An 18,069-nucleotide genomic window follows, 5' to 3' on the forward strand; every position below is an offset into this window, starting at 1 on the left:
ATGTCCAACATCCGTACGCTCAATTATGACGCCATCATCATCGGTGGCGGCGGCGCTGGCATGCGCGCCGCGCTGCAACTGGCTCAAGGCGGCCACAAGACCGCAGTAGTCACCAAGGTCTTCCCGACCCGCTCGCACACCGTATCGGCCCAGGGTGGCATCACCTGCGCCATCGCTTCGGCGGACCCGAACGATGACTGGCGCTGGCACATGTACGACACCGTAAAGGGGTCGGACTACATCGGTGACCAGGACGCGATCGAATACATGTGCCAGGAGGGCCCGGCTGCGGTCTTCGAGCTGGACCACATGGGCCTGCCGTTCTCCCGTACCGAAACCGGCCGCATCTACCAGCGCCCGTTCGGTGGCCAGTCCAAGGACTTCGGCAAGGGTGGCCAGGCTGCGCGTACCTGCGCCGCCTCCGACCGTACCGGTCACGCCCTGCTGCACACGCTTTATCAGGGTAACCTGAAAGCCGGTACCACCTTCCTCAACGAGTGGTACGCGGTTGACCTGGTCAAAAACCAGGATGGCGCTTTCGTCGGCGTCATTGCCATCTGCATCGAAACCGGCGAAACCGTCTACATCCGCGCCAAGGCCACTGTACTGGCCACCGGTGGTGCAGGGCGTATCTACGCTTCCACCACCAATGCCCTGATCAACACCGGCGACGGCGTGGGCATGGCCCTGCGGGCCGGCGTGCCGGTGCAGGACATCGAAATGTGGCAGTTCCACCCCACCGGCATCGCCGGCGCCGGTGTCCTCGTCACTGAAGGTTGCCGCGGTGAAGGCGGTTACCTGATCAACAAGCACGGCGAGCGTTTCATGGAGCGCTATGCGCCCAACGCCAAGGACCTTGCCGGCCGCGACGTGGTCGCCCGTTCCATGGTCAAGGAAATCATCGCCGGCAACGGCTGTGGCCCGAACGGCGACCACGTGATGCTCAAGCTGGATCACTTGGGCGAGGAAGTGCTGCACAGCCGCCTGCCGGGTATCTGCGAGCTGTCGAAAACCTTCGCCCACGTCGACCCTGTGGTCGCGCCGGTGCCGGTCGTTCCAACCTGCCACTACATGATGGGCGGCGTTGCCACCAATATTCATGGCCAGGCAATGACCCAGGATGCCAACGGTCAGGACGTGATCATTCCGGGGCTGTTCGCGGTCGGTGAAGTGGCATGCGTATCCGTACACGGTGCCAACCGCCTGGGCGGCAACTCGCTGCTCGACCTGGTGGTATTCGGTCGCGCCGCTGGCCTGCACCTCGAGAAGGCACTCAGCGACGGTATCGAATACCGTGACGCCAGCGCCACTGATGTGGACGTTGCCCTGGCTCGCCTGAGCGGCCTGAACGAGCGCACCACTGGTGAAGACGTGGCAACCCTGCGTCGCGAGCTGCAGAACTGCATGCAGAACTACTTCGGTGTGTTCCGCACCGGCGAATACATGCAGAAGGGTATCGCTCAGCTGGCGACCCTGCGTGAACGAATTGCCAATGTGAAGATCAACGACAAGAGCCAGGGGTTCAACACCGCCCGCATCGAGGCGCTGGAACTGCAAAACCTGCTGGAAGTCGCCGAGGCCACCGCGATCGCGGCCGAGGAGCGCAAGGAGTCGCGCGGTGCCCATGCCCGCGAAGACTACGAAGACCGTGACGACGAAAACTGGCTGTGCCACACCCTGTACTACCCGGGTGAAAAGCGCGTCGCCAAGCGTGCCGTGAACTTCGCGCCGAAAACCGTGCCGGCTTTCGAACCTAAAGTCCGGACCTACTAAGGGTGATGACCGCTATGTTGCAAGTCAGTGTTTATCGTTACAACCCGGACCAGGACGCCGCGCCGAAGATGGTCGACTTCCAGGTCGATACCGGCGGCAAGGACCTGATGGTTCTGGACGTGCTCGCGCTCATCAAGGAACAGGACGAGGGCTTCTCGTACCGTCGTTCCTGCCGCGAGGGCGTTTGCGGCTCCGACGGCATGAACATCAACGGCAAGAACGGCCTGGCGTGCATCACGCCGCTGTCGGCCGTGGTCAAGGGCAACAAGCTGGTATTGCGCCCGCTGCCTGGGCTGCCGGTCATTCGTGACCTGGTCGTCGATATGAGCATCTTCTACAAGCAGTACGAAAAAGTTAAGCCGTACCTACAGAACGACACCCCGGCACCGGCCATCGAGCGGCTTCAGTCGCCCGAGGACCGTGAGAAGCTGGACGGCCTGTACGAGTGCATTCTGTGCGCTTGCTGCTCCACGTCCTGCCCGTCGTTCTGGTGGAACCCGGACAAGTTCCTGGGCCCGGCCGCGCTGCTTCAAGCTTACCGATTCCTCGCGGACAGCCGCGATACGCGCACCGAAGAGCGTCTGGCTGCAATGGACGATCCTTTCAGCGTGTTCCGCTGCCGCGGCATCATGAACTGCGTGAACGTATGCCCGAAGGGTCTGAACCCTACGAAAGCCATCGGCCACGTGCGTAACATGTTGCTGCAAAGCGGTATCTGATCTACCCGCTGCACAGAAACACGCCGTGGTCCGGCCCGCCAGCTCGGCTACGGCGACAACTTGAGCAGACGCTTTGCGGCCGATGCTTTTATTTGAAGAAATGAGACCAGCAGGGGCATCCGGGCTGGTACCCGGACTATCTGCGCAACCCTTGGTGGCTGTGTTCGAGTCGCTGCATCGGACTTGTTCAGGCACGCCGTGGTTCGCGCCGGTGGTGGCCCCTAACCGAGGGTGACCAAGCATGCAAGAAAGCGTGATGCAGCGCATGTGGGAAAGCGCCCACCTTTCAGGTGGTAACGCTGCCTATGTGGAAGAGCTCTACGAGCTTTACCTGCACGACCCTAACGCTGTGCCAGAAGAGTGGCGCACCTACTTCCAGAAGTTGCCCGCCGAAGGCAGCACCGCCCCCGACGTTTCGCACTCGACCGTTCGTGATCATTTCGTGCTGCTGGCGAAAAATCAGCGCCGCGCTCAACCGGTTTCCGCCGGGAGCGTAAGCAGTGAGCACGAGAAGAAGCAGGTTGAAGTGCTGCGCATGATCCATGCGTACCGGATGCAGGGCCACCAGGCGGCCCAGCTGGACCCGCTGGGCTTGTGGCAACGGCCCGCTCCGGCAGACCTGTCGATCAATCATTACGGCTTGACCAATGCCGATCTTGACACGACCTTCCGTACCGGCGACCTGTTCATCGGCAAGGAAGAAGCGAGCCTACGCGAGATCCAGGAAGCGTTACAGCTGACATATTGCCGCACCATCGGCGCCGAATTCACCCATATCGTCGATTCCGAGCAGCGTGCCTGGTTCCAGCAGCGCCTCGAAAGCGTGCGCGGGCGCCCGGTGTATTCCCCGGAAGTGCAAAGCCACGTGCTCGAGCGCGTCACCGCAGCCGAAGGCCTTGAAAAGTACCTGGGTACCAAGTATCCGGGTACCAAGCGTTTCGGTTTGGAAGGCGGCGAAAGCCTGATCCCCATGCTTGACGAGATCATCCAGCGCTCCGGTTCCTACGGTGCGAAGGAAATCGTCATCGGCATGGCGCACCGCGGCCGCCTGAACGTCCTGGTGAACACCTTCGGCAAGAACCCGCGCGACCTGTTCGACGAGTTCGAGGGCAAGAAGAAGGTCGAGCTGGGCTCCGGCGACGTGAAGTATCACCAGGGTTTCTCCTCCAACGTGATGACCTCCGGTGGCGAAGTTCACCTGGCGCTGGCGTTCAACCCGTCCCACCTGGAAATCGTTTCGCCGGTGGTCGAGGGTTCGGTTCGCGCTCGTCAGGATCGCCGCAACGATAGCGCCGGTGACAAGGTTGTGCCCGTGTCCATTCACGGTGACGCCGCGTTCGCCGGGCAGGGCGTTGTACTCGAAACCTTCCAGATGTCGCAGACCCGCGGGTTCAAGACCGGCGGCACCGTGCACATCGTGATCAACAACCAGGTGGGCTTCACCATCAGCAACGCGCGGGACGCTCGTTCGACCGAGTACTGCACCGACGTTGCCAAGATGATCCAGGCGCCGATCCTGCACGTGAACGGCGATGATCCGGAAGCCGTCCTGTTCGTGACCCAGCTCGCCATCGACTACCGCATGCAGTACAAGCGCGACGTGGTGATCGACCTGGTGTGCTACCGCCGCCGCGGCCACAACGAAGCGGACGAACCGAGCGGTACCCAGCCGCTGATGTATCAGCAGATCGCCAAGCAGCGCACCACCCGCGAGCTGTATGCCGAGCGCCTGGTGCAGGGCAACGCCATCACGGCAGACATCGCCCAGTCGCAGGTAGACGAATACCGCAGCGCGCTGGACAACGGCCTGCATGTGGTGAAAAGCCTGGTCAAAGAGCCGAACAAGGAGTTGTTCGTGGACTGGCGGCCATACCTGGGCCACGCCTGGACCGCGCGTCACGACACCCGCTTCGACCTCAAGACCTTGCAAGAGCTGTCCGCCAAGCTGCTGGAAGTGCCGGAAGGCTTCGTGGTTCAGCGCCAGGTGGCGAAGATCTACGAAGATCGCCAGAAGATGCAGGCCGGTGGCTTGCCGATCAACTGGGGCTATGCCGAAACCATGGCCTACGCCACCTTGCTGTTCGAAGGCCATCCGGTTCGCATGACTGGCCAGGACATTGGCCGCGGTACGTTCTCGCACCGTCATGCCGTGCTCCACAACCAGAAGGACGCCGGGACCTACGTGCCGATGCGTCATCTGTTCGGTGGCCAGCCAAGCTTCGAGCTCTATGACTCCTTCCTGTCCGAGGAAGCAGTGCTGGCGTTCGAATATGGCTATGCGACCACCTCGCCAAATTCGCTGGTCATCTGGGAAGCGCAGTTCGGCGACTTCGCCAACGGCGCCCAGGTGGTGATCGACCAGTTCATCACCAGCGGCGAGCACAAGTGGGGCCGCCTGTGCGGGCTTACCATGTTGCTGCCGCATGGCTACGAAGGGCAGGGGCCGGAACACTCGTCGGCACGCCTGGAGCGTTACCTGCAACTGTGCGCCGAGCACAATATCCAGGTATGCGTACCCACCACGCCTGCGCAGATCTACCACTTGCTGCGTCGCCAGGTGATCCGCCCGCTGCGCAAGCCGCTGGTGGTACTCACGCCCAAGTCGCTGCTGCGCCACAAGCTGGCGGTTTCGACCCTCGAGGACCTGGCCGAAGGCTCGTTCCAGACTGTCATCCCGGAGATCGACAACCTCGATCCGGCCAAGGTGACTCGCCTGGTACTGTGCAGCGGCAAGGTGTACTACGATCTGCTCGAAAAACGCCGTGCCGACGGCCGCGAAGACACCATCATCCTGCGCCTTGAGCAGCTGTATCCGTTCCCGGACAACGATCTGGCCGAAATCCTCGCGCCGTACACCAACCTGCAGACGGTGGTGTGGTGCCAGGAAGAGCCGATGAACCAGGGTGCCTGGTACAGCAGCCAGCATCACATGCGCCGCGTGATCGGTAACCACAACAGGTCGCTGACGGTGGAATACGCCGGCCGCGAAGCTTCGGCCGCACCTGCTGTCGGTTACGCTTCGATGCACGCCGAGCAGCAGGAAAAACTGCTCCATGACGCTTTCACTGTCAACGCCAACGCGCACTGAACCGAATTAAGGAACTACTGATAATGGCTATCGAGATCAAAGCCCCCACTTTCCCGGAATCGGTTGCCGACGGTACCGTTGCCACCTGGCACAAGAAGCCGGGCGAAGCCGTCAAGCGTGACGAACTGATCGTCGACATCGAAACCGACAAGGTCGTGCTGGAAGTTCTCGCCACCGCTGATGGCGTATTGGGCGCTATCGTCAAGAACGAAGGTGACACCGTACTCTCGGACGAGCTGCTGGGCTCGATCGAGGCGGGCGGTGCTGCCGCTGCTCCTGCTGCTGCGCCTGCCGGTGCCTCGGCTGCCGCTACCGTGGCTGCCGCTGCCGCCGAACCTGCCAGCGCCGACGAGGACGCCATGGGCGGCCCGGCCGCTCGCAAGCTGGCCGAAGAGAACGGCATTGCGCTGAACAGCATCAAGGGCACCGGTAAAGACGGCCGTATCACCAAGGAAGACGTGGTAGCCGCAGTCGAAGCGAAGAAAAACGCTCCGGCTCAGGCTCCTGCCGCCAAGCCTGCCGCTGCCGCCGCTCCGGTCACCGCTGCGGGCGACCGCGTCGAGAAGCGCGTGCCGATGACCCGCCTGCGTGCCAAGGTCGCCGAACGCCTGGTCGAAGCACAGTCCAACATGGCCATGCTGACCACCTTCAACGAAGTGGACATGACCGAAGTCATGGCACTGCGTTCGAAGTACAAGGACCTGTTCGAGAAGAGCCACAACGGCGTTCGCCTGGGCTTCATGTCCTTCTTCGTGAAGGCCGCCACCGAAGCGCTGAAGCGTTTCCCGGCGGTGAATGCTTCCATCGACGGTTCCGACATCGTGTACCACGGCTACGCTGACGTAGGCGTGGCGGTATCCAGCGACCGCGGCCTGGTGGTACCCGTACTGCGTAACGCCGAGCAGATGAGCCTGGCGGAAATCGAGAACGGCATCGCCACCTTCGGCAAGAAGGCCCGCGACGGCAAGCTGTCCATCGAAGAGATGACCGGTGGTACCTTCACCATCACCAACGGCGGCACCTTCGGTTCGATGATGTCCACCCCGATCGTGAACCCGCCGCAGGCGGCGATCCTGGGCATGCACAACATCATCCAGCGCCCGATGGCCATCAACGGCCAGGTAGTGATCCGCCCGATGATGTATCTGGCGCTGTCGTACGATCACCGCTTGATCGATGGCAAGGAAGCGGTAACCTTCCTGGTCACCATCAAGAACCTGCTGGAAGATCCGGCTCGTCTTCTGCTCGACATCTAATCGCAGCCTCGGCTGCGGCTTCAAGCTACAGGCTGCAAGCGGCAAGTTGGATAGTGGTGGGGCAACCGGCGTAATCGTGCGGGTTACCTGCTTTGACTTGAAGCTTGTAGCTTGTAGCTTGTAGCTCAAGGCTTGTAGCTCTAAGGACCTTTTATGACTCAGAAATTCGACGTGGTAGTGATCGGTGCCGGCCCTGGTGGCTATGTAGCCGCTATCAAAGCCGCCCAGCTCGGTCTCAAGACCGCCTGTATCGAGAAGTACCAGGACAAGGAAGGCAAGACCGCACTGGGCGGTACTTGCCTGAACGTGGGTTGCATTCCGTCCAAGGCGCTGCTGGACAGCTCCTGGAAATTCCATGAAGCCGAAGACGGCTTCAAGGCACACGGCATCAACCATGCTGGCGTGACCATGGACGTTCCCGCGATGGTGGGCCGCAAGTCCCAGATCGTGAAGAACCTCACCTCCGGCGTTGCCACCCTGTTCAAGGCCAACGGCGTGACCCTGCTCGAAGGCCACGGCAAGCTGCTGGCCGGCAAGAAGGTCGAAGTCACCGGCAAGGACGGCAACGTCGAAGTCGTCGAGGCTGATAACGTCATTCTGGCTTCGGGTTCCCGCCCGATCGATATCCCACCGGCCCCGGTCGACCAGAACGTCATCGTGGACTCCACCGGCGCCCTGGAATTCCAGACCGTGCCCAAGCGCCTCGGCGTGATCGGCGCTGGCGTGATCGGCCTGGAGCTGGGTTCGGTGTGGTCGCGCCTGGGCGCGGAAGTCACCGTGCTCGAAGCACTGGAAAAGTTCCTGCCTGCCGCTGACGAAGCGGTCTCCAAGGAAGCCTACAAAACCCTGACCAAGCAGGGCCTGAACATTCGCCTGGGCGCTCGGGTTATCGGCTCCAAGGTGAACGGCGATGAAGTGGAAGTCACGTTCACCGACGCCAACGGCGAACAGAAAATCGTCTTCGACAAACTGATCGTCGCGGTCGGCCGTCGCCCGGTGACCACCGACCTGCTGGCCACTGACAGCGGCGTTGACATCGACGAGCGTGGCTTCATTTTCGTCGACGACTACTGCGCCACCAGCGTGCCGGGCGTATACGCCATCGGCGACGTGGTGCGCGGCCTGATGCTGGCCCACAAGGCTTCCGAAGAAGGCATCATGGTTGTGGAGCGCATCAAGGGCCACAAGGCCACGATGAGCTACGACCTGATCCCGTCGGTCATCTACACTCACCCGGAAATCGCGTGGGTAGGCAAGACCGAGCAAACCCTGAAGGCCGAAGGCGTTGAAGTGAACGTCGGGACCTTCCCGTTCGCTGCCAGCGGCCGTGCCATGGCAGCCAACGACACCGGCGGCTTCGTCAAGGTAATCGCGGATGCGAAAACCGACCGCGTACTGGGCGTTCACGTGATCGGCCCAAGCGCCGCCGAGCTGGTTCAGCAAGGCGCGATCGGCATGGAATTCGGTACCAGCGCAGAAGACCTCGGCATGATGGTGTTCTCGCACCCGACCTTGTCCGAGGCCCTGCACGAAGCCGCGCTGGCGGTGAATGGCGGCGCCATTCACATTGCCAACCGCAAAAAGCGTTAACAACAAGAAACCACGGCGTGCCGCCCGTCGTTGGCCCTGAACAGGGCTGGCCGCGGAACGCATGCCGGACTCGATCCCGCTGTCGTGGCCTGGAACGGACGGAATCTCCGTCCGCTTGCACGGCCTGGCCGCGGGTAGCAGTCACAGGTGGCGCGGCACTCCCCGGAGCGCAGCGCCGAGAGCGCAGTACCTAACGAAGACGGTAATAAGCATGAACCTTCACGAGTATCAGGGTAAGCAGCTGTTCGCTGAGTACGGCCTGCCGGTATCCAAGGGCTTCGCGGTAGACACGCCGGAAGCAGCAGCCGAGGCGTGCGACAAGATTGGCGGCACCGAATGGGTCGTCAAGGCACAGGTCCACGCAGGTGGCCGCGGCAAGGCTGGCGGCGTCAAGCTGGTCAAGAGCCGTGAGGACGCCAAGGCGTTCGCCGCGCAGTGGTTGGGCAAGCGCCTGGTCACCTATCAAACTGATGCCAACGGTCAGCCAGTCACCAAGATCCTGGTCGAGTCGTGCACCGACATCGCCAAGGAACTGTACCTGGGCGCCGTCGTCGACCGTTCCAGCCGTCGCATCGTGTTCATGGCCTCCACCGAAGGTGGCGTGGACATCGAGAAGATCGCTCACGACACCCCGGAAAAAATCCTGAAGGCCACCATCGACCCGCTGGTCGGCGCTCAGCCTTTCCAAGGCCGTGAGCTGGCATTCCAGCTGGGCCTGGAAGGCAAGCAGGTATCCCAGTTCGCCAAGATCTTCACTGGTCTGGCTCAGCTGTTCAAGGACCACGACCTGGCCCTGCTGGAAGTGAACCCGCTGGTGATCAAGGCTGACGGCGATCTGCATTGCCTGGACGCCAAGATCAACATCGACGCCAACGCCATGTACCGTCAGCCCAAGCTGAAGACGTTCCATGACCCGTCGCAGGACGACCCGCGCGAAGCCCACGCCGCCAAGTTCGAACTGAACTACGTTGCCCTCGAAGGCAACATCGGCTGCATGGTCAACGGTGCCGGCCTGGCCATGGGGACCATGGACATCGTCAACCTGCACGGCGGCAAGCCAGCCAACTTCCTCGACGTGGGCGGCGGCGCTACCAAGGAACGCGTGACCGAAGCGTTCAAGATCATCCTGTCCGACACCAATGTGGCCGCCGTTCTGGTGAACATCTTCGGTGGTATCGTTCGTTGCGACATGATTGCCGAAGGCATCATCGGCGCAGTGAAGGAAGTTGGCGTGAAGGTCCCTGTGGTTGTTCGCCTCGAAGGCAACAACGCTGAACTGGGTGCCAAGGTTCTCGCAGAAAGTGGTTTGAACATCATCGCGGCTACCAGCCTGACCGACGCTGCTCAACAAGTCGTCAAAGCCGCGGAGGGCAAGTAATGAGCGTCCTGATCAATAAAGACACCAAAGTCATCTGCCAGGGCTTCACCGGCTCTCAGGGTACTTTCCACTCCGAACAAGCCATCGCCTACGGCACCAAGATGGTTGGCGGCGTGACCCCCGGCAAGGGCGGCACCACCCACCTGAACCTGCCCGTGTTCAACACGGTCAAGGAAGCGGTAGAAGCCACTGGCGCCGAAGCTTCGGTCATCTACGTACCGGCTCCGTTCTGCAAGGACTCGATCCTTGAAGCGGCCTTCGGTGGTATCAAGCTGATCGTCTGCATCACCGAAGGTATTCCTACCCTCGACATGCTGGACGCCAAGGTCAAGTGCGACGAATTGGGCGTACGCCTGATCGGCCCTAACTGCCCAGGCGTGATCACCCCCGGCGAATGCAAGATCGGCATCATGCCCGGTCACATTCACCTGCCAGGCAAGGTCGGTATCGTTTCGCGTTCCGGCACCCTGACCTATGAAGCTGTGAAGCAGACCACCGACGCCGGCTTCGGCCAGTCCACTTGCGTGGGCATCGGCGGCGACCCGATCCCGGGTTCGACCTTCATCGACATCCTGAAGCTGTTCCAGGAAGACCCGAAGACCGAAGCGATCGTAATGATCGGTGAGATCGGCGGTTCGGCTGAAGAAGAAGCGGCTGCCTACATCAAGGCAAACGTCACCAAACCAGTGGTGTCCTACATCGCTGGCGTGACCGCACCACCCGGCAAGCGCATGGGCCATGCGGGCGCAATCATCTCCGGCGGTAAAGGCACGGCTGACGAGAAATTCGCCGCCCTGCAAGACGCTGGCGTGAAGACCGTCCGTTCCCTGGCGGACATCGGCAAGGCCCTGGCCGAGCTGACTGGCTGGGCTGTGAAGTAATTCACCCCCGCAACCGCTGCAAGCAGAGGCCACCTTCGGGTGGCCTTTGTTTTTTGGGGCCGGGCAATCGTATAAACTGGCCGCCACCTCGCCGGCCTGCCGGGCCGGCGCACGAAGCAAGCGAAAAAAGAGAATAGCCATGGGCGCACAGTGGAAAGCAAAACATAGAGAGGCAGCGGCCAACGCCAAGGGGCGGATTTTCGGCAAGCTGGCCAAGGAACTTCAAATTGCCGCGCGCTCCGGCGCCGATCCGGACATGAACCCCCGCCTGCGCCTGGCGGTGGAACAGGCCAAGAAAGCCTCGATGCCGCGGGACACCCTGGAGCGTGCAATCAACAAAGGCGCTGGCCTGAGCGGCGATGCCGTGCAGTACACCCTGGTGAAATACGAAGGCTTCGCGCCGCACCGGGTACCGGTGATCGTGGAGTGCCTGACCGATAACGTGAACCGTACCGTAGCCGAAATTCGCGTGCTGTTCCGCAAGGGCCAGCTCGGTGCCGAGGGCTCGGTGTCGTGGGATTTCAATCACTGCGGCATGATCGAGGCAGCGCCCGCCACCGCCGACGCCGACCCCGAGCTGGCCGCAATCGAAGCCGGGGCCCAGGATTTCGAGCCGGCCGAGGAGGGCGCTACGCTGTTCCTGACCGAAACCACCGACGTGGACGCGGTGCAGAAAGCCCTGCCCGACCATGGCTTTACGGTGCTGTCGGCCAAGATCGGCTATGTGGCCAAAAACCCGGTTACCCTCACCGACGAAGCCGAGCTGGCAGAAGTGGAAGCCTTCCTCGATGCCATCGACGGGCATGACGACGTACAGAACGTGTACGTTGGGTTGGGCGGCTGATACGGCTGCCTGCCCGGTTGCGAACCTTGTGGGACCGGGGGAACCCCGGGAATGTTCACAGGCGTAGCGCGGGAACCGACTACAACGCCGCTTCCACGTCCTGGAAACAGGGCCGGGCGTCAAGATCGGGCTGCTGGCAGGCATCGCTCAGTGCCTGCCAGCCTGGCGGTGCCGCCTCGCAGCGGGCCGTCAGCTCTTCGAGCAAAATCCCGAAAGCCCGTACCTCGATAGCCTGCAGCTTGCTCGCTAGCGCCTTGTCTGCAGGGTGATAGCGGCTGGCGGCGCCAAAGTCGCCAAGAAGCGCATGGCCGTCGTCGCGGTACAGCACGTTGTGGCCGTAGAGGTCGCCGTGCATCACGCCGCGTTCATGCAGATGCCAGGCGGCGCTGGCCAGGCCGCTGAGCATTCGGTGGGCCGCGGCCGTTTCGAACGATAGCGCAGGCGCATAGACGTCCCGGGTACAGCTCTCGAAACTTGGCGGCCCGGCAAGAATTCGATAGGCAGGGTCGATCAATTCCATGACCATCCCAGGCAAACCCTCGGGGTGGCCTTCAAGCTGGCCGCGCTGGGGCACCAGATTCGGGTGGCTACCTGCATGCAGGCAGGCGGCGATTTCATCCTCCGGGGCGCCATCGCTGGTACGGTGCGCCTTGAAACATTTGGCCGCGACAGCCCCGCCAGTGGGCAGGCTGGCTTGAAATACCGTGCCGGACGCACCTTCACCGAGTTTGTGGCCCAGGCGCAAGGTTTGCCACTGCACCGCTGTTGCGTTGGTCGCTGGGCGGATCGGGCACAGAGGGTTGCCTGCGTACGCCAGCCAGGCGAGGCGAGGCAGATCAAGCAGCCAGGGCGGCAGTTGCTCCAACCCGTTGCAGGCAACGCGCAGCAGTTCCAGCTCAGCGCTTTGAGCCAGGCTCTCGGGCAGAGCCCGCAGACGATTACCAGCGAGCATCAATTTGCGTAGGCGCGGGAAGCCATCGAATGTATCGGGTAGGTGCTCGATACGGTTATCCGTGAGTATCAGCCAGCGCAAGGAGGGCGGCAGCGAATGCGGCGGCACCTGGCCTATCTGGCAGGCCTTGAAACCGACCATTTCCAGCGCCGGGCACTCACCCAGCACTTGCGGCAAGGTTTCGAAGGGGTTGTTAGAGCAGAAGATCACCTTGAGGCGCTTCAGCCGCCCCAGTTCGGCCGGAAGGGACGTCAGGCGGTTGCCGGTCAGGTTGAGCACCTCAAGGGTGTCGGCCAGATCGAAAACTTCGTCAGGTACTTCCTTCAAACCCAGGTTAAGGTCCAGCCGGGTTGCGCCCGCCAGTTGCCCGTTTCGCAACCGCTCCAGCGTATTCATGCGGGTGCCTGCGAACGGCCCAGCTGGCCAAGGCGGCTCTGGCTGCGCATCAGGTCGATCGCTGAAGCCTCCAGCGCTTCGGCCAACGGATACTGACTGGTGACGGTCAACTGCTTGTCGCGGTCGTACAGCACGTCCACCAGGTTGATAAAGCGTTGCTGAACTGCGATGGAACATTCTGCCAAGCAGGGTAGGTCCATCAAAACCCAATCGTCGTACCGCTCGCACAGTTCGAGATAGTCCATTACGGCCGTGGGTGCCTCGCAGAGGTCGGCAAAGGTGAAGGCGACCCTGCGCCCTTCGCTGAGCCGCGCCTGCAACCGGCGGTTACCCACCTCGAGGGTAATGGGGGCAGCATTCGCCACCCCCAAGGCTAACAACTGTGCAGCGTCTGGCTTGAGCAGATAGGCGCCTGTGACGAACCGCTGCTGGTTGCCAGACCCCGGCTGGCTGCGGTAGTCCTGCTCGCCGCCCACTTCCAGCACCTCCATCTCCGCTGCGATCAGCCGGATCACCGGCAGAAAACGCTCGTGGTAAAGCGGATTGGGGAGCAAGCCTTCGGGGGCGTAGTTAGAGGTAACCACCAGCAACACGCCCCGGGCGAACAGCGCTGCGAACAATCGACGGATAAGCATCGCGTCGCCGATATCATGCACATGAAATTCATCGAAACACAGCAGGCGGCAACCGCTGAGCAGCTCATCGAGGGTGCGCTCCAGTGCGTCCTCATTGCCTTTGTGACGGAACATGCCCGCATGAAGGTCGTTGAAGAACCCATGAAAATGCAGCCGGCGTTTGCCGGGCGCGTCGACGGCCTCATAAAAGCCGTCCAGCAGCCAGCTTTTTCCTCGGCCTACCTTGCCAAAGAGATAGAGACTGCGCGGCCCGCTGAGCCCCGCCTGGGGGGCGGCCAGCACGCCGGTCCTCGTTGCAAGGCGTTCGATTACCCGCAGCTGGCTTTCGCCCAGGGTGTAACCCTGGCGCTCGGCACGGGCCTGGAAGAACGCTTTGATTGCCAGTGCCGGCGCAGAATTGTCTACGGGCGGGGTGGCAGGGGCGGAGCCAAAAGAGAACCAGGAACGTTTCGAAGGCAAGGGCAAGTCTCGTCGCAACCTGAGCGGCCTTCGATTATATACGCAGCTCTGTCTAGATGCCTTCGCCGACGGCACGCTCCAGCACCGCCCGAGAGGGCAGGCCTACCGCGCTGACCATGGCGTAGTTGTAGGAAGGGTCGGACCAGTAATCAGCCTGCAATTCACCGTCGCGCCGGCTGCCCCGCGGCAGCATGTGATAACCGGGCCCAGGCGGGCGAACGTAGAAACTCGCGCGCTGGCCGGCAGCGTTTTCATACACCACCATGGCGGCCGGGCCCTGATCGGTGTTCAGCAGGCGAGCACTGCGAGGCTCGAACCCTGCGGCGGACAGGTCCGGAAGGCGTTGCGCCTGGCTGAAATAGCGGTCGAGCCACGCCTGTACACCAGCGCCGCCCTCGGCTGTGTAATCGGCTGGCAGTATGCCTTGCACCGCGAACATGCGGTACGCCTGCAAGGCGTCCGTCATCGGCGCGGCGGCGACGCGGGCCTCCATTGGCCCGCGCGCTTGCCAGCCGCCTACCGCGCCAGCGCCCACCGCTACCACCAGCACGGCGGCTTGAGCCATACGGCGAGCATGCTGGCCTCGCACACGGCGAGCGACGGCCTGGGGGTTCAGTGCCGGGTTGGGTGCCGCGTGCAAACTGCCGCTCCAGGCTGCGCGCAGTTGCTGCGCGTCCCGCTGCCATGCGCCAACAGTCGCCTGGGTTTCAGGATGTTCAGCCAGCCAGGCTTCGAGCCGTTCTCGATCAGCAGCGCTCAGTTGGTGATCGATGTAGGCATGGAGGTCATTTTCGGAAGGGGGCAGGGTCATCATTTATAAATTCGCACGGCAGGTCGGGTGATTTCGCCTTCGGTGAGCAGGTGCAAGGCCTTTCGTGCCCGCGAAAGGCGGGACATTACGGTGCCGATGGGCAAGCCCAGCACATCAGCGGCCTGTTGGTAACTCAGGCCTTCGACGGTGACAGCGAACAGCAGGGCGCGCTGCTCGGGCTTGAGGCGTTCGAAGGCGCCGAGCCCGGCCTGTGCCATTACCGTACGCTCAGCCGACGGCAGCGCGTCGTCACGGCCTCCGAACAGTTGCAGCATGCGGGAATAGCGCTGGGCGCTACGGTGCCCGTCGATGAACCGTCGGTAGAGAATCGAAAACAGCCAGGCGCGCAGATCGCCTTCGGCACGTTTGCCCTTCCAGCGGCTTAGTGCCCGCTCCAGGGTGGCCTGGACGAGGTCGTCGGCGTTGTGGCTGTCGCGGGTGAGGGACAGGGCAAAGCGCCTTAGCCTGGGAAGCAACTCACGCAATTCGTCGTTCAGGTCGGTCATGGCGCGGGGCCGGTAGGGGGGCGAATCAGCAAGACGCCCCTGCAGTGAATTTATTCCCTGCCGTTCAGCGCAGGCGAGGCACCAGTGTCGCCACGACCTTGAGCAGGTCCTGAGCGAGCCGTGCCGAGCGGGCACCGGACCACTGCGCGCGAGGTTCAGGCGCATCGAGGTGATCCTTGAACGGCATTTCCAGGGTCATCGCCAGGCAGTCGAAGCGCTGCCCTACGGCGTTGCACGCCAGCCGCATATTCGCCTGCCCGGGCGCGTCGCGGGTATAGCCATGCACCTGCTGGAAATCAGGGGTCTGCTGGCAGAGCGCGTCGCGGAAGGCTGCCTCCAGCGCGGCCAGCCGTGGCGTGTAGCCAGGGTTTCCTTCACAGGCGGCGGTGAATACATGAGGGATTTCCTCGTCGCCGTGGGCGTCGATGAACAGGTCTACACCGTGCAGGGCCATATGTTCCCGAACGAAATGGACTTCAGGCGTTTCCTCCGGTGTTGAGTCCTGCCAGGCCCTGTTAAGGTCCTTGCCGGCCGCGTTTGTACGCAAATGCCCGTGGAAGGCGCCATCCGGATTCATGTTCAGTACCATATACAGCTCGGCCTGCTGCAACAGCGCCTGCATCCACGGCTGGTCCTGTTCGAGCGCTTCGATCACGCCTTCCATGAACCATTCGGCCATGTGCTCGCCAGGGTGTTGTTGGGCGATCAGCCATACCTTGCGCTTGCCCGCCGTACCGTCACCCGCCCGGAACAAAGGAATGTCCCGCCCTTCGAGGCTTTTGCCACAGGCAATTTCCTCAACGCCTGGAAGGTTGCGGGCCCGCTCGATCAAGGCGAAGTGCCGTGCTTCCCGATAAGGCTCGAAGTAGGCGAAGGAAATGCCGGTGCTCTCTGCGATAACGCTGAAGCGAAGTGCCTGGCCATCGTATTCGCTGGGTACGCGGAACCACTGAACGCCGTCGTACGATGCCGCGGCGTTGTAGCCCTGCCAGGCGCTGGGGTAGGACGACTGGCCAGCGTTGGTGATGACGAAGCCGTGGCGGCGCCCCACCTCCAGGCCTTCTGCTCGGAAGTGGAACCATTGGAAGTGAGCGCTGCAGCTGTCGGGCAGGATTGCAAGGCGAATGTTAGAAGAGTCGCTGCCATCCAGTAGCTGGATATTTCCGGTGTCGAAAGCTGCGCTGATGTCGACGAGGGGGGCGGTAACGTGCATGAGCGATTTCGCTAGAGAACAAAAACGAAAGTGTACACCCGCGCGCCGATTATGCCCCAGCCCGGGTGCCGATCAGCCTCCGGCTTCGTCGGCTTTGCCCTGCTCGGGGCTGGGCGTGGGTTCCAGGCTGTGAATAACCATGGCGCGGGCCAGGTCGACCAGATGCACGACAGCAAGGGCAAGGTGACGCGCCTGGCCCGTGTGTTGATCGGCGCTTTCATAGGCGACCGCAGCGGCGCAGTGCAGCAGGGCGTTGGCGTGGGCCAGGGCATGAGGCGCATCCAGCGTGGCATTGGGGCGGAACGGCCCGGTGAGAGTGGCGTGCATCAGAGAGCTCCTTGCTCGAACGCGGTAGCGAATAACAATGCGTGAAGTATAAATTACCCGTTGTATTAGGATTACGCCTAATACATTACGCGATATGTATGGCCCGGCACTCACCGCCCGGTAAGGTACGCGCCATGGAAACCTGGATAGAAGTCGTCAAACTTAAAATGCGCGAGCGCAGGCTTACCCAAGAACAGCTCGCCGAACGTATCGGGTGCTCGCAGGGCGCAGTCAATCATTGGCTCAGTGGTCGCCGTCGGCCAGACCTGGACACCATGAACCGTGTCCTCAAGGAACTCGGCGAGGAGAACCTGGAAGTGGTGCAGATGCTGCGGGTCAACGAACAGCGCGGCCTTTACGACACTGCAAACGGGCTAGCGGTCCCCCAATGGGCTATCAGCCAACCCGCTTTTCGTTATCCGGTACTGGAATGGGCCGCCGCCGGCGACGCCAAACCTTCGATCGCGCGCTATAGCACCGGCAAAAGCCATGTGAGCGATTACCACGCCAGCGGTCCGGCTTTCTGGTTACGGGTGGAGGGTGAAAGCATGAGCGCGGCCTATGGGCGCAGTGTTCCCTCGGGCTCGCTCATTCTGGTAGATCCCCTGGCCCAGGCCTCGCCGGGCAGCCTGGTGATCGTGAGCGCACCGCTGCAGCAGCAGGCGGTGTTTCGCGAGTTGCAGGAAGAGGGCGGAAGGCGTTACCTCAAGGCGCTGAACCCTGCGTGGCCGGTGTTGGCCTGGGAGAGCGACTGGCAGGTCAAGGGCGTTGTAATGCGGGCCATGCTTGCCTTGGAAGAGACGTAAATGCAGAAAGGGGAGCCGAAGCTCCCCTCAAAGGTGTGTTGCATATGCTCTTGTTATGATTGTCAGGCCGCCTGTTGTTGTTTTTGGTAGCTGCCTGTGCGTGTTTCAGAGCCCCCATCCGGGGCCAAGAGCAAACGTATTTTTTTGAGCGCTGATCCATCCTCACCTGAGGGTCCAACCGTACACCTGCTGCCTCGAGGCAGTTTTATTGTTGTGTGTCCAGTCGCGGGCAATGCCCTGGAAAACGCACCTTCCTCAAAAAAATCTGTTGGCTTCGCCTCTGCCGCGGTTGTTCTTGTTATGCCAGAGCCGTTCGTATTGTTGTTATGGGTGAACCTTGGTTTTCTTGTTGTTCTTGTACCGATTAAGATAGCAGGTGGCGTGCCAACTATTTAAATTCCTTATTTATCAATAGCTTGTAAAATTCGAGGGTTG

The 18,069-nt window shown here is 62.0% G+C and carries 15 protein-coding genes; 9 read left to right on the forward strand and 6 right to left on the reverse strand.

Annotated elements, in window-relative coordinates; all coding sequences use genetic code 11:
- The 8 genes from sdhA (at position 1) to AC3Z8Y_RS09250 (ending at position 11,529) form a co-directional block, all read left to right on the forward strand.
- On the forward strand, positions 1-1,773 hold the full coding sequence (gene sdhA, locus AC3Z8Y_RS09215) for a succinate dehydrogenase flavoprotein subunit (RefSeq protein ID WP_225774468.1): 1,773 nt from the start codon (positions 1-3) through the stop codon (positions 1,771-1,773).
- 14 nt (positions 1,774-1,787) lie between these two features.
- The gene (locus tag AC3Z8Y_RS09220) at positions 1,788-2,492 is read left to right on the forward strand and encodes a succinate dehydrogenase iron-sulfur subunit (RefSeq protein WP_181114440.1); all 705 of its coding nucleotides are present in this window, start codon (positions 1,788-1,790) and stop codon (positions 2,490-2,492) included.
- A 241-nt stretch (positions 2,493-2,733) separates the two neighbouring features.
- Positions 2,734-5,580 (forward strand): 2-oxoglutarate dehydrogenase E1 component, encoded by a 2,847-nt coding sequence (locus tag AC3Z8Y_RS09225; RefSeq protein ID WP_490089405.1) that lies wholly within the window; start codon positions 2,734-2,736, stop codon positions 5,578-5,580.
- Between the two features lie 23 nt (positions 5,581-5,603).
- Entirely contained in the window at positions 5,604-6,836 is a 1,233-nt protein-coding gene (odhB, locus tag AC3Z8Y_RS09230; RefSeq protein ID WP_181114435.1) for a 2-oxoglutarate dehydrogenase complex dihydrolipoyllysine-residue succinyltransferase, read from the forward strand.
- Positions 6,837-6,989: 153 nt separating this feature from the next.
- Positions 6,990-8,426, forward strand: coding sequence for a dihydrolipoyl dehydrogenase (gene lpdA / locus AC3Z8Y_RS09235; protein ID WP_490089406.1), 1,437 nt, complete (start codon positions 6,990-6,992; stop codon positions 8,424-8,426).
- A 211-nt stretch (positions 8,427-8,637) separates the two neighbouring features.
- Positions 8,638-9,804 carry an ADP-forming succinate--CoA ligase subunit beta gene (gene sucC / locus AC3Z8Y_RS09240; RefSeq protein ID WP_490089407.1) on the forward strand — a complete coding sequence of 389 codons (1,167 nt, stop codon included), beginning with the start codon at positions 8,638-8,640 and terminating at the stop codon, positions 9,802-9,804.
- Positions 9,804-10,685, forward strand: a complete 882-nt coding sequence (gene sucD, locus AC3Z8Y_RS09245) for a succinate--CoA ligase subunit alpha (RefSeq protein WP_181114429.1) — start codon at positions 9,804-9,806, stop codon at positions 10,683-10,685. The genes sucC and sucD overlap by 1 nt, the downstream gene beginning before the upstream one ends.
- A gap of 139 nt (positions 10,686-10,824) precedes the next feature.
- Positions 10,825-11,529 carry a YebC/PmpR family DNA-binding transcriptional regulator gene (locus AC3Z8Y_RS09250; RefSeq protein WP_490089408.1) on the forward strand — a complete coding sequence of 235 codons (705 nt, stop codon included), beginning with the start codon at positions 10,825-10,827 and terminating at the stop codon, positions 11,527-11,529.
- 79 nt (positions 11,530-11,608) lie between these two features.
- Here AC3Z8Y_RS09250 and AC3Z8Y_RS09255 read toward each other — a convergent pair whose 3' ends face one another.
- The 6 genes from AC3Z8Y_RS09255 to AC3Z8Y_RS09280 form a co-directional block, all read right to left on the reverse strand.
- Positions 11,609-12,877, reverse strand: coding sequence for a leucine-rich repeat-containing protein kinase family protein (locus AC3Z8Y_RS09255; protein WP_490089409.1), 1,269 nt, complete (start codon positions 12,875-12,877; stop codon positions 11,609-11,611).
- Positions 12,874-13,971 (reverse strand): cell division protein ZapE, encoded by a 1,098-nt coding sequence (gene zapE, locus AC3Z8Y_RS09260; protein WP_490089410.1) that lies wholly within the window; start codon positions 13,969-13,971, stop codon positions 12,874-12,876. The genes AC3Z8Y_RS09255 and zapE overlap by 4 nt, the downstream gene beginning before the upstream one ends.
- Before the next feature lie 52 nt (positions 13,972-14,023).
- Positions 14,024-14,785, reverse strand: a complete 762-nt coding sequence (locus AC3Z8Y_RS09265) for an anti-sigma factor family protein (protein ID WP_490089411.1) — start codon at positions 14,783-14,785, stop codon at positions 14,024-14,026.
- On the reverse strand, positions 14,782-15,288 hold the full coding sequence (locus AC3Z8Y_RS09270) for a sigma-70 family RNA polymerase sigma factor (protein WP_490089412.1): 507 nt from the start codon (positions 15,286-15,288) through the stop codon (positions 14,782-14,784). The genes AC3Z8Y_RS09265 and AC3Z8Y_RS09270 overlap by 4 nt, the downstream gene beginning before the upstream one ends.
- A gap of 64 nt (positions 15,289-15,352) precedes the next feature.
- Positions 15,353-16,501, reverse strand: coding sequence for a M14 family metallopeptidase (locus tag AC3Z8Y_RS09275; RefSeq protein ID WP_490089413.1), 1,149 nt, complete (start codon positions 16,499-16,501; stop codon positions 15,353-15,355).
- A 72-nt stretch (positions 16,502-16,573) separates the two neighbouring features.
- Positions 16,574-16,828: a DUF6124 family protein gene (locus tag AC3Z8Y_RS09280; protein WP_490089414.1), complete on the reverse strand. Its 255-nt coding sequence runs from the start codon at positions 16,826-16,828 to the stop codon at positions 16,574-16,576.
- Positions 16,829-16,962: 134 nt separating this feature from the next.
- Between AC3Z8Y_RS09280 and AC3Z8Y_RS09285 the strand changes: the two genes are divergently transcribed.
- Positions 16,963-17,634, forward strand: a complete 672-nt coding sequence (locus AC3Z8Y_RS09285) for a LexA family protein (RefSeq protein WP_490089415.1) — start codon at positions 16,963-16,965, stop codon at positions 17,632-17,634.
- Positions 17,635-18,069: the final 435 nt, after the last annotated feature.

The organism is Pseudomonas sp. 3MAES_34.3B (genome assembly GCF_058145875.1).

What these genes read in the sequence shown, in the direction of transcription:
- AC3Z8Y_RS09250 (WP_490089408.1), top strand. Translation starts at nt 10,825, where the DNA reads ATGGGCGCACAGTGGAAAGCAAAACATAGAGAGGCAGCGGCCAACGCC.
- AC3Z8Y_RS09220 (WP_181114440.1), top strand. Translation starts at nt 1,788, where the DNA reads ATGTTGCAAGTCAGTGTTTATCGTTACAACCCGGACCAGGACGCCGCG.
- lpdA (WP_490089406.1), top strand. Translation starts at nt 6,990, where the DNA reads ATGACTCAGAAATTCGACGTGGTAGTGATCGGTGCCGGCCCTGGTGGC.
- AC3Z8Y_RS09225 (WP_490089405.1), top strand. Translation starts at nt 2,734, where the DNA reads ATGCAAGAAAGCGTGATGCAGCGCATGTGGGAAAGCGCCCACCTTTCA.
- odhB (WP_181114435.1), top strand. Translation starts at nt 5,604, where the DNA reads ATGGCTATCGAGATCAAAGCCCCCACTTTCCCGGAATCGGTTGCCGAC.
- AC3Z8Y_RS09265 (WP_490089411.1), bottom strand. Translation starts at nt 14,785, where the DNA reads ATGATGACCCTGCCCCCTTCCGAAAATGACCTCCATGCCTACATCGAT.
- AC3Z8Y_RS09285 (WP_490089415.1), top strand. Translation starts at nt 16,963, where the DNA reads ATGGAAACCTGGATAGAAGTCGTCAAACTTAAAATGCGCGAGCGCAGG.
- AC3Z8Y_RS09270 (WP_490089412.1), bottom strand. Translation starts at nt 15,288, where the DNA reads ATGACCGACCTGAACGACGAATTGCGTGAGTTGCTTCCCAGGCTAAGG.
- sucD (WP_181114429.1), top strand. Translation starts at nt 9,804, where the DNA reads ATGAGCGTCCTGATCAATAAAGACACCAAAGTCATCTGCCAGGGCTTC.
- AC3Z8Y_RS09275 (WP_490089413.1), bottom strand. Translation starts at nt 16,501, where the DNA reads ATGCACGTTACCGCCCCCCTCGTCGACATCAGCGCAGCTTTCGACACC.
- AC3Z8Y_RS09280 (WP_490089414.1), bottom strand. Translation starts at nt 16,828, where the DNA reads ATGCACGCCACTCTCACCGGGCCGTTCCGCCCCAATGCCACGCTGGAT.
- sucC (WP_490089407.1), top strand. Translation starts at nt 8,638, where the DNA reads ATGAACCTTCACGAGTATCAGGGTAAGCAGCTGTTCGCTGAGTACGGC.
- AC3Z8Y_RS09255 (WP_490089409.1), bottom strand. Translation starts at nt 12,877, where the DNA reads ATGAATACGCTGGAGCGGTTGCGAAACGGGCAACTGGCGGGCGCAACC.
- sdhA (WP_225774468.1), top strand. Translation starts at nt 1, where the DNA reads ATGTCCAACATCCGTACGCTCAATTATGACGCCATCATCATCGGTGGC.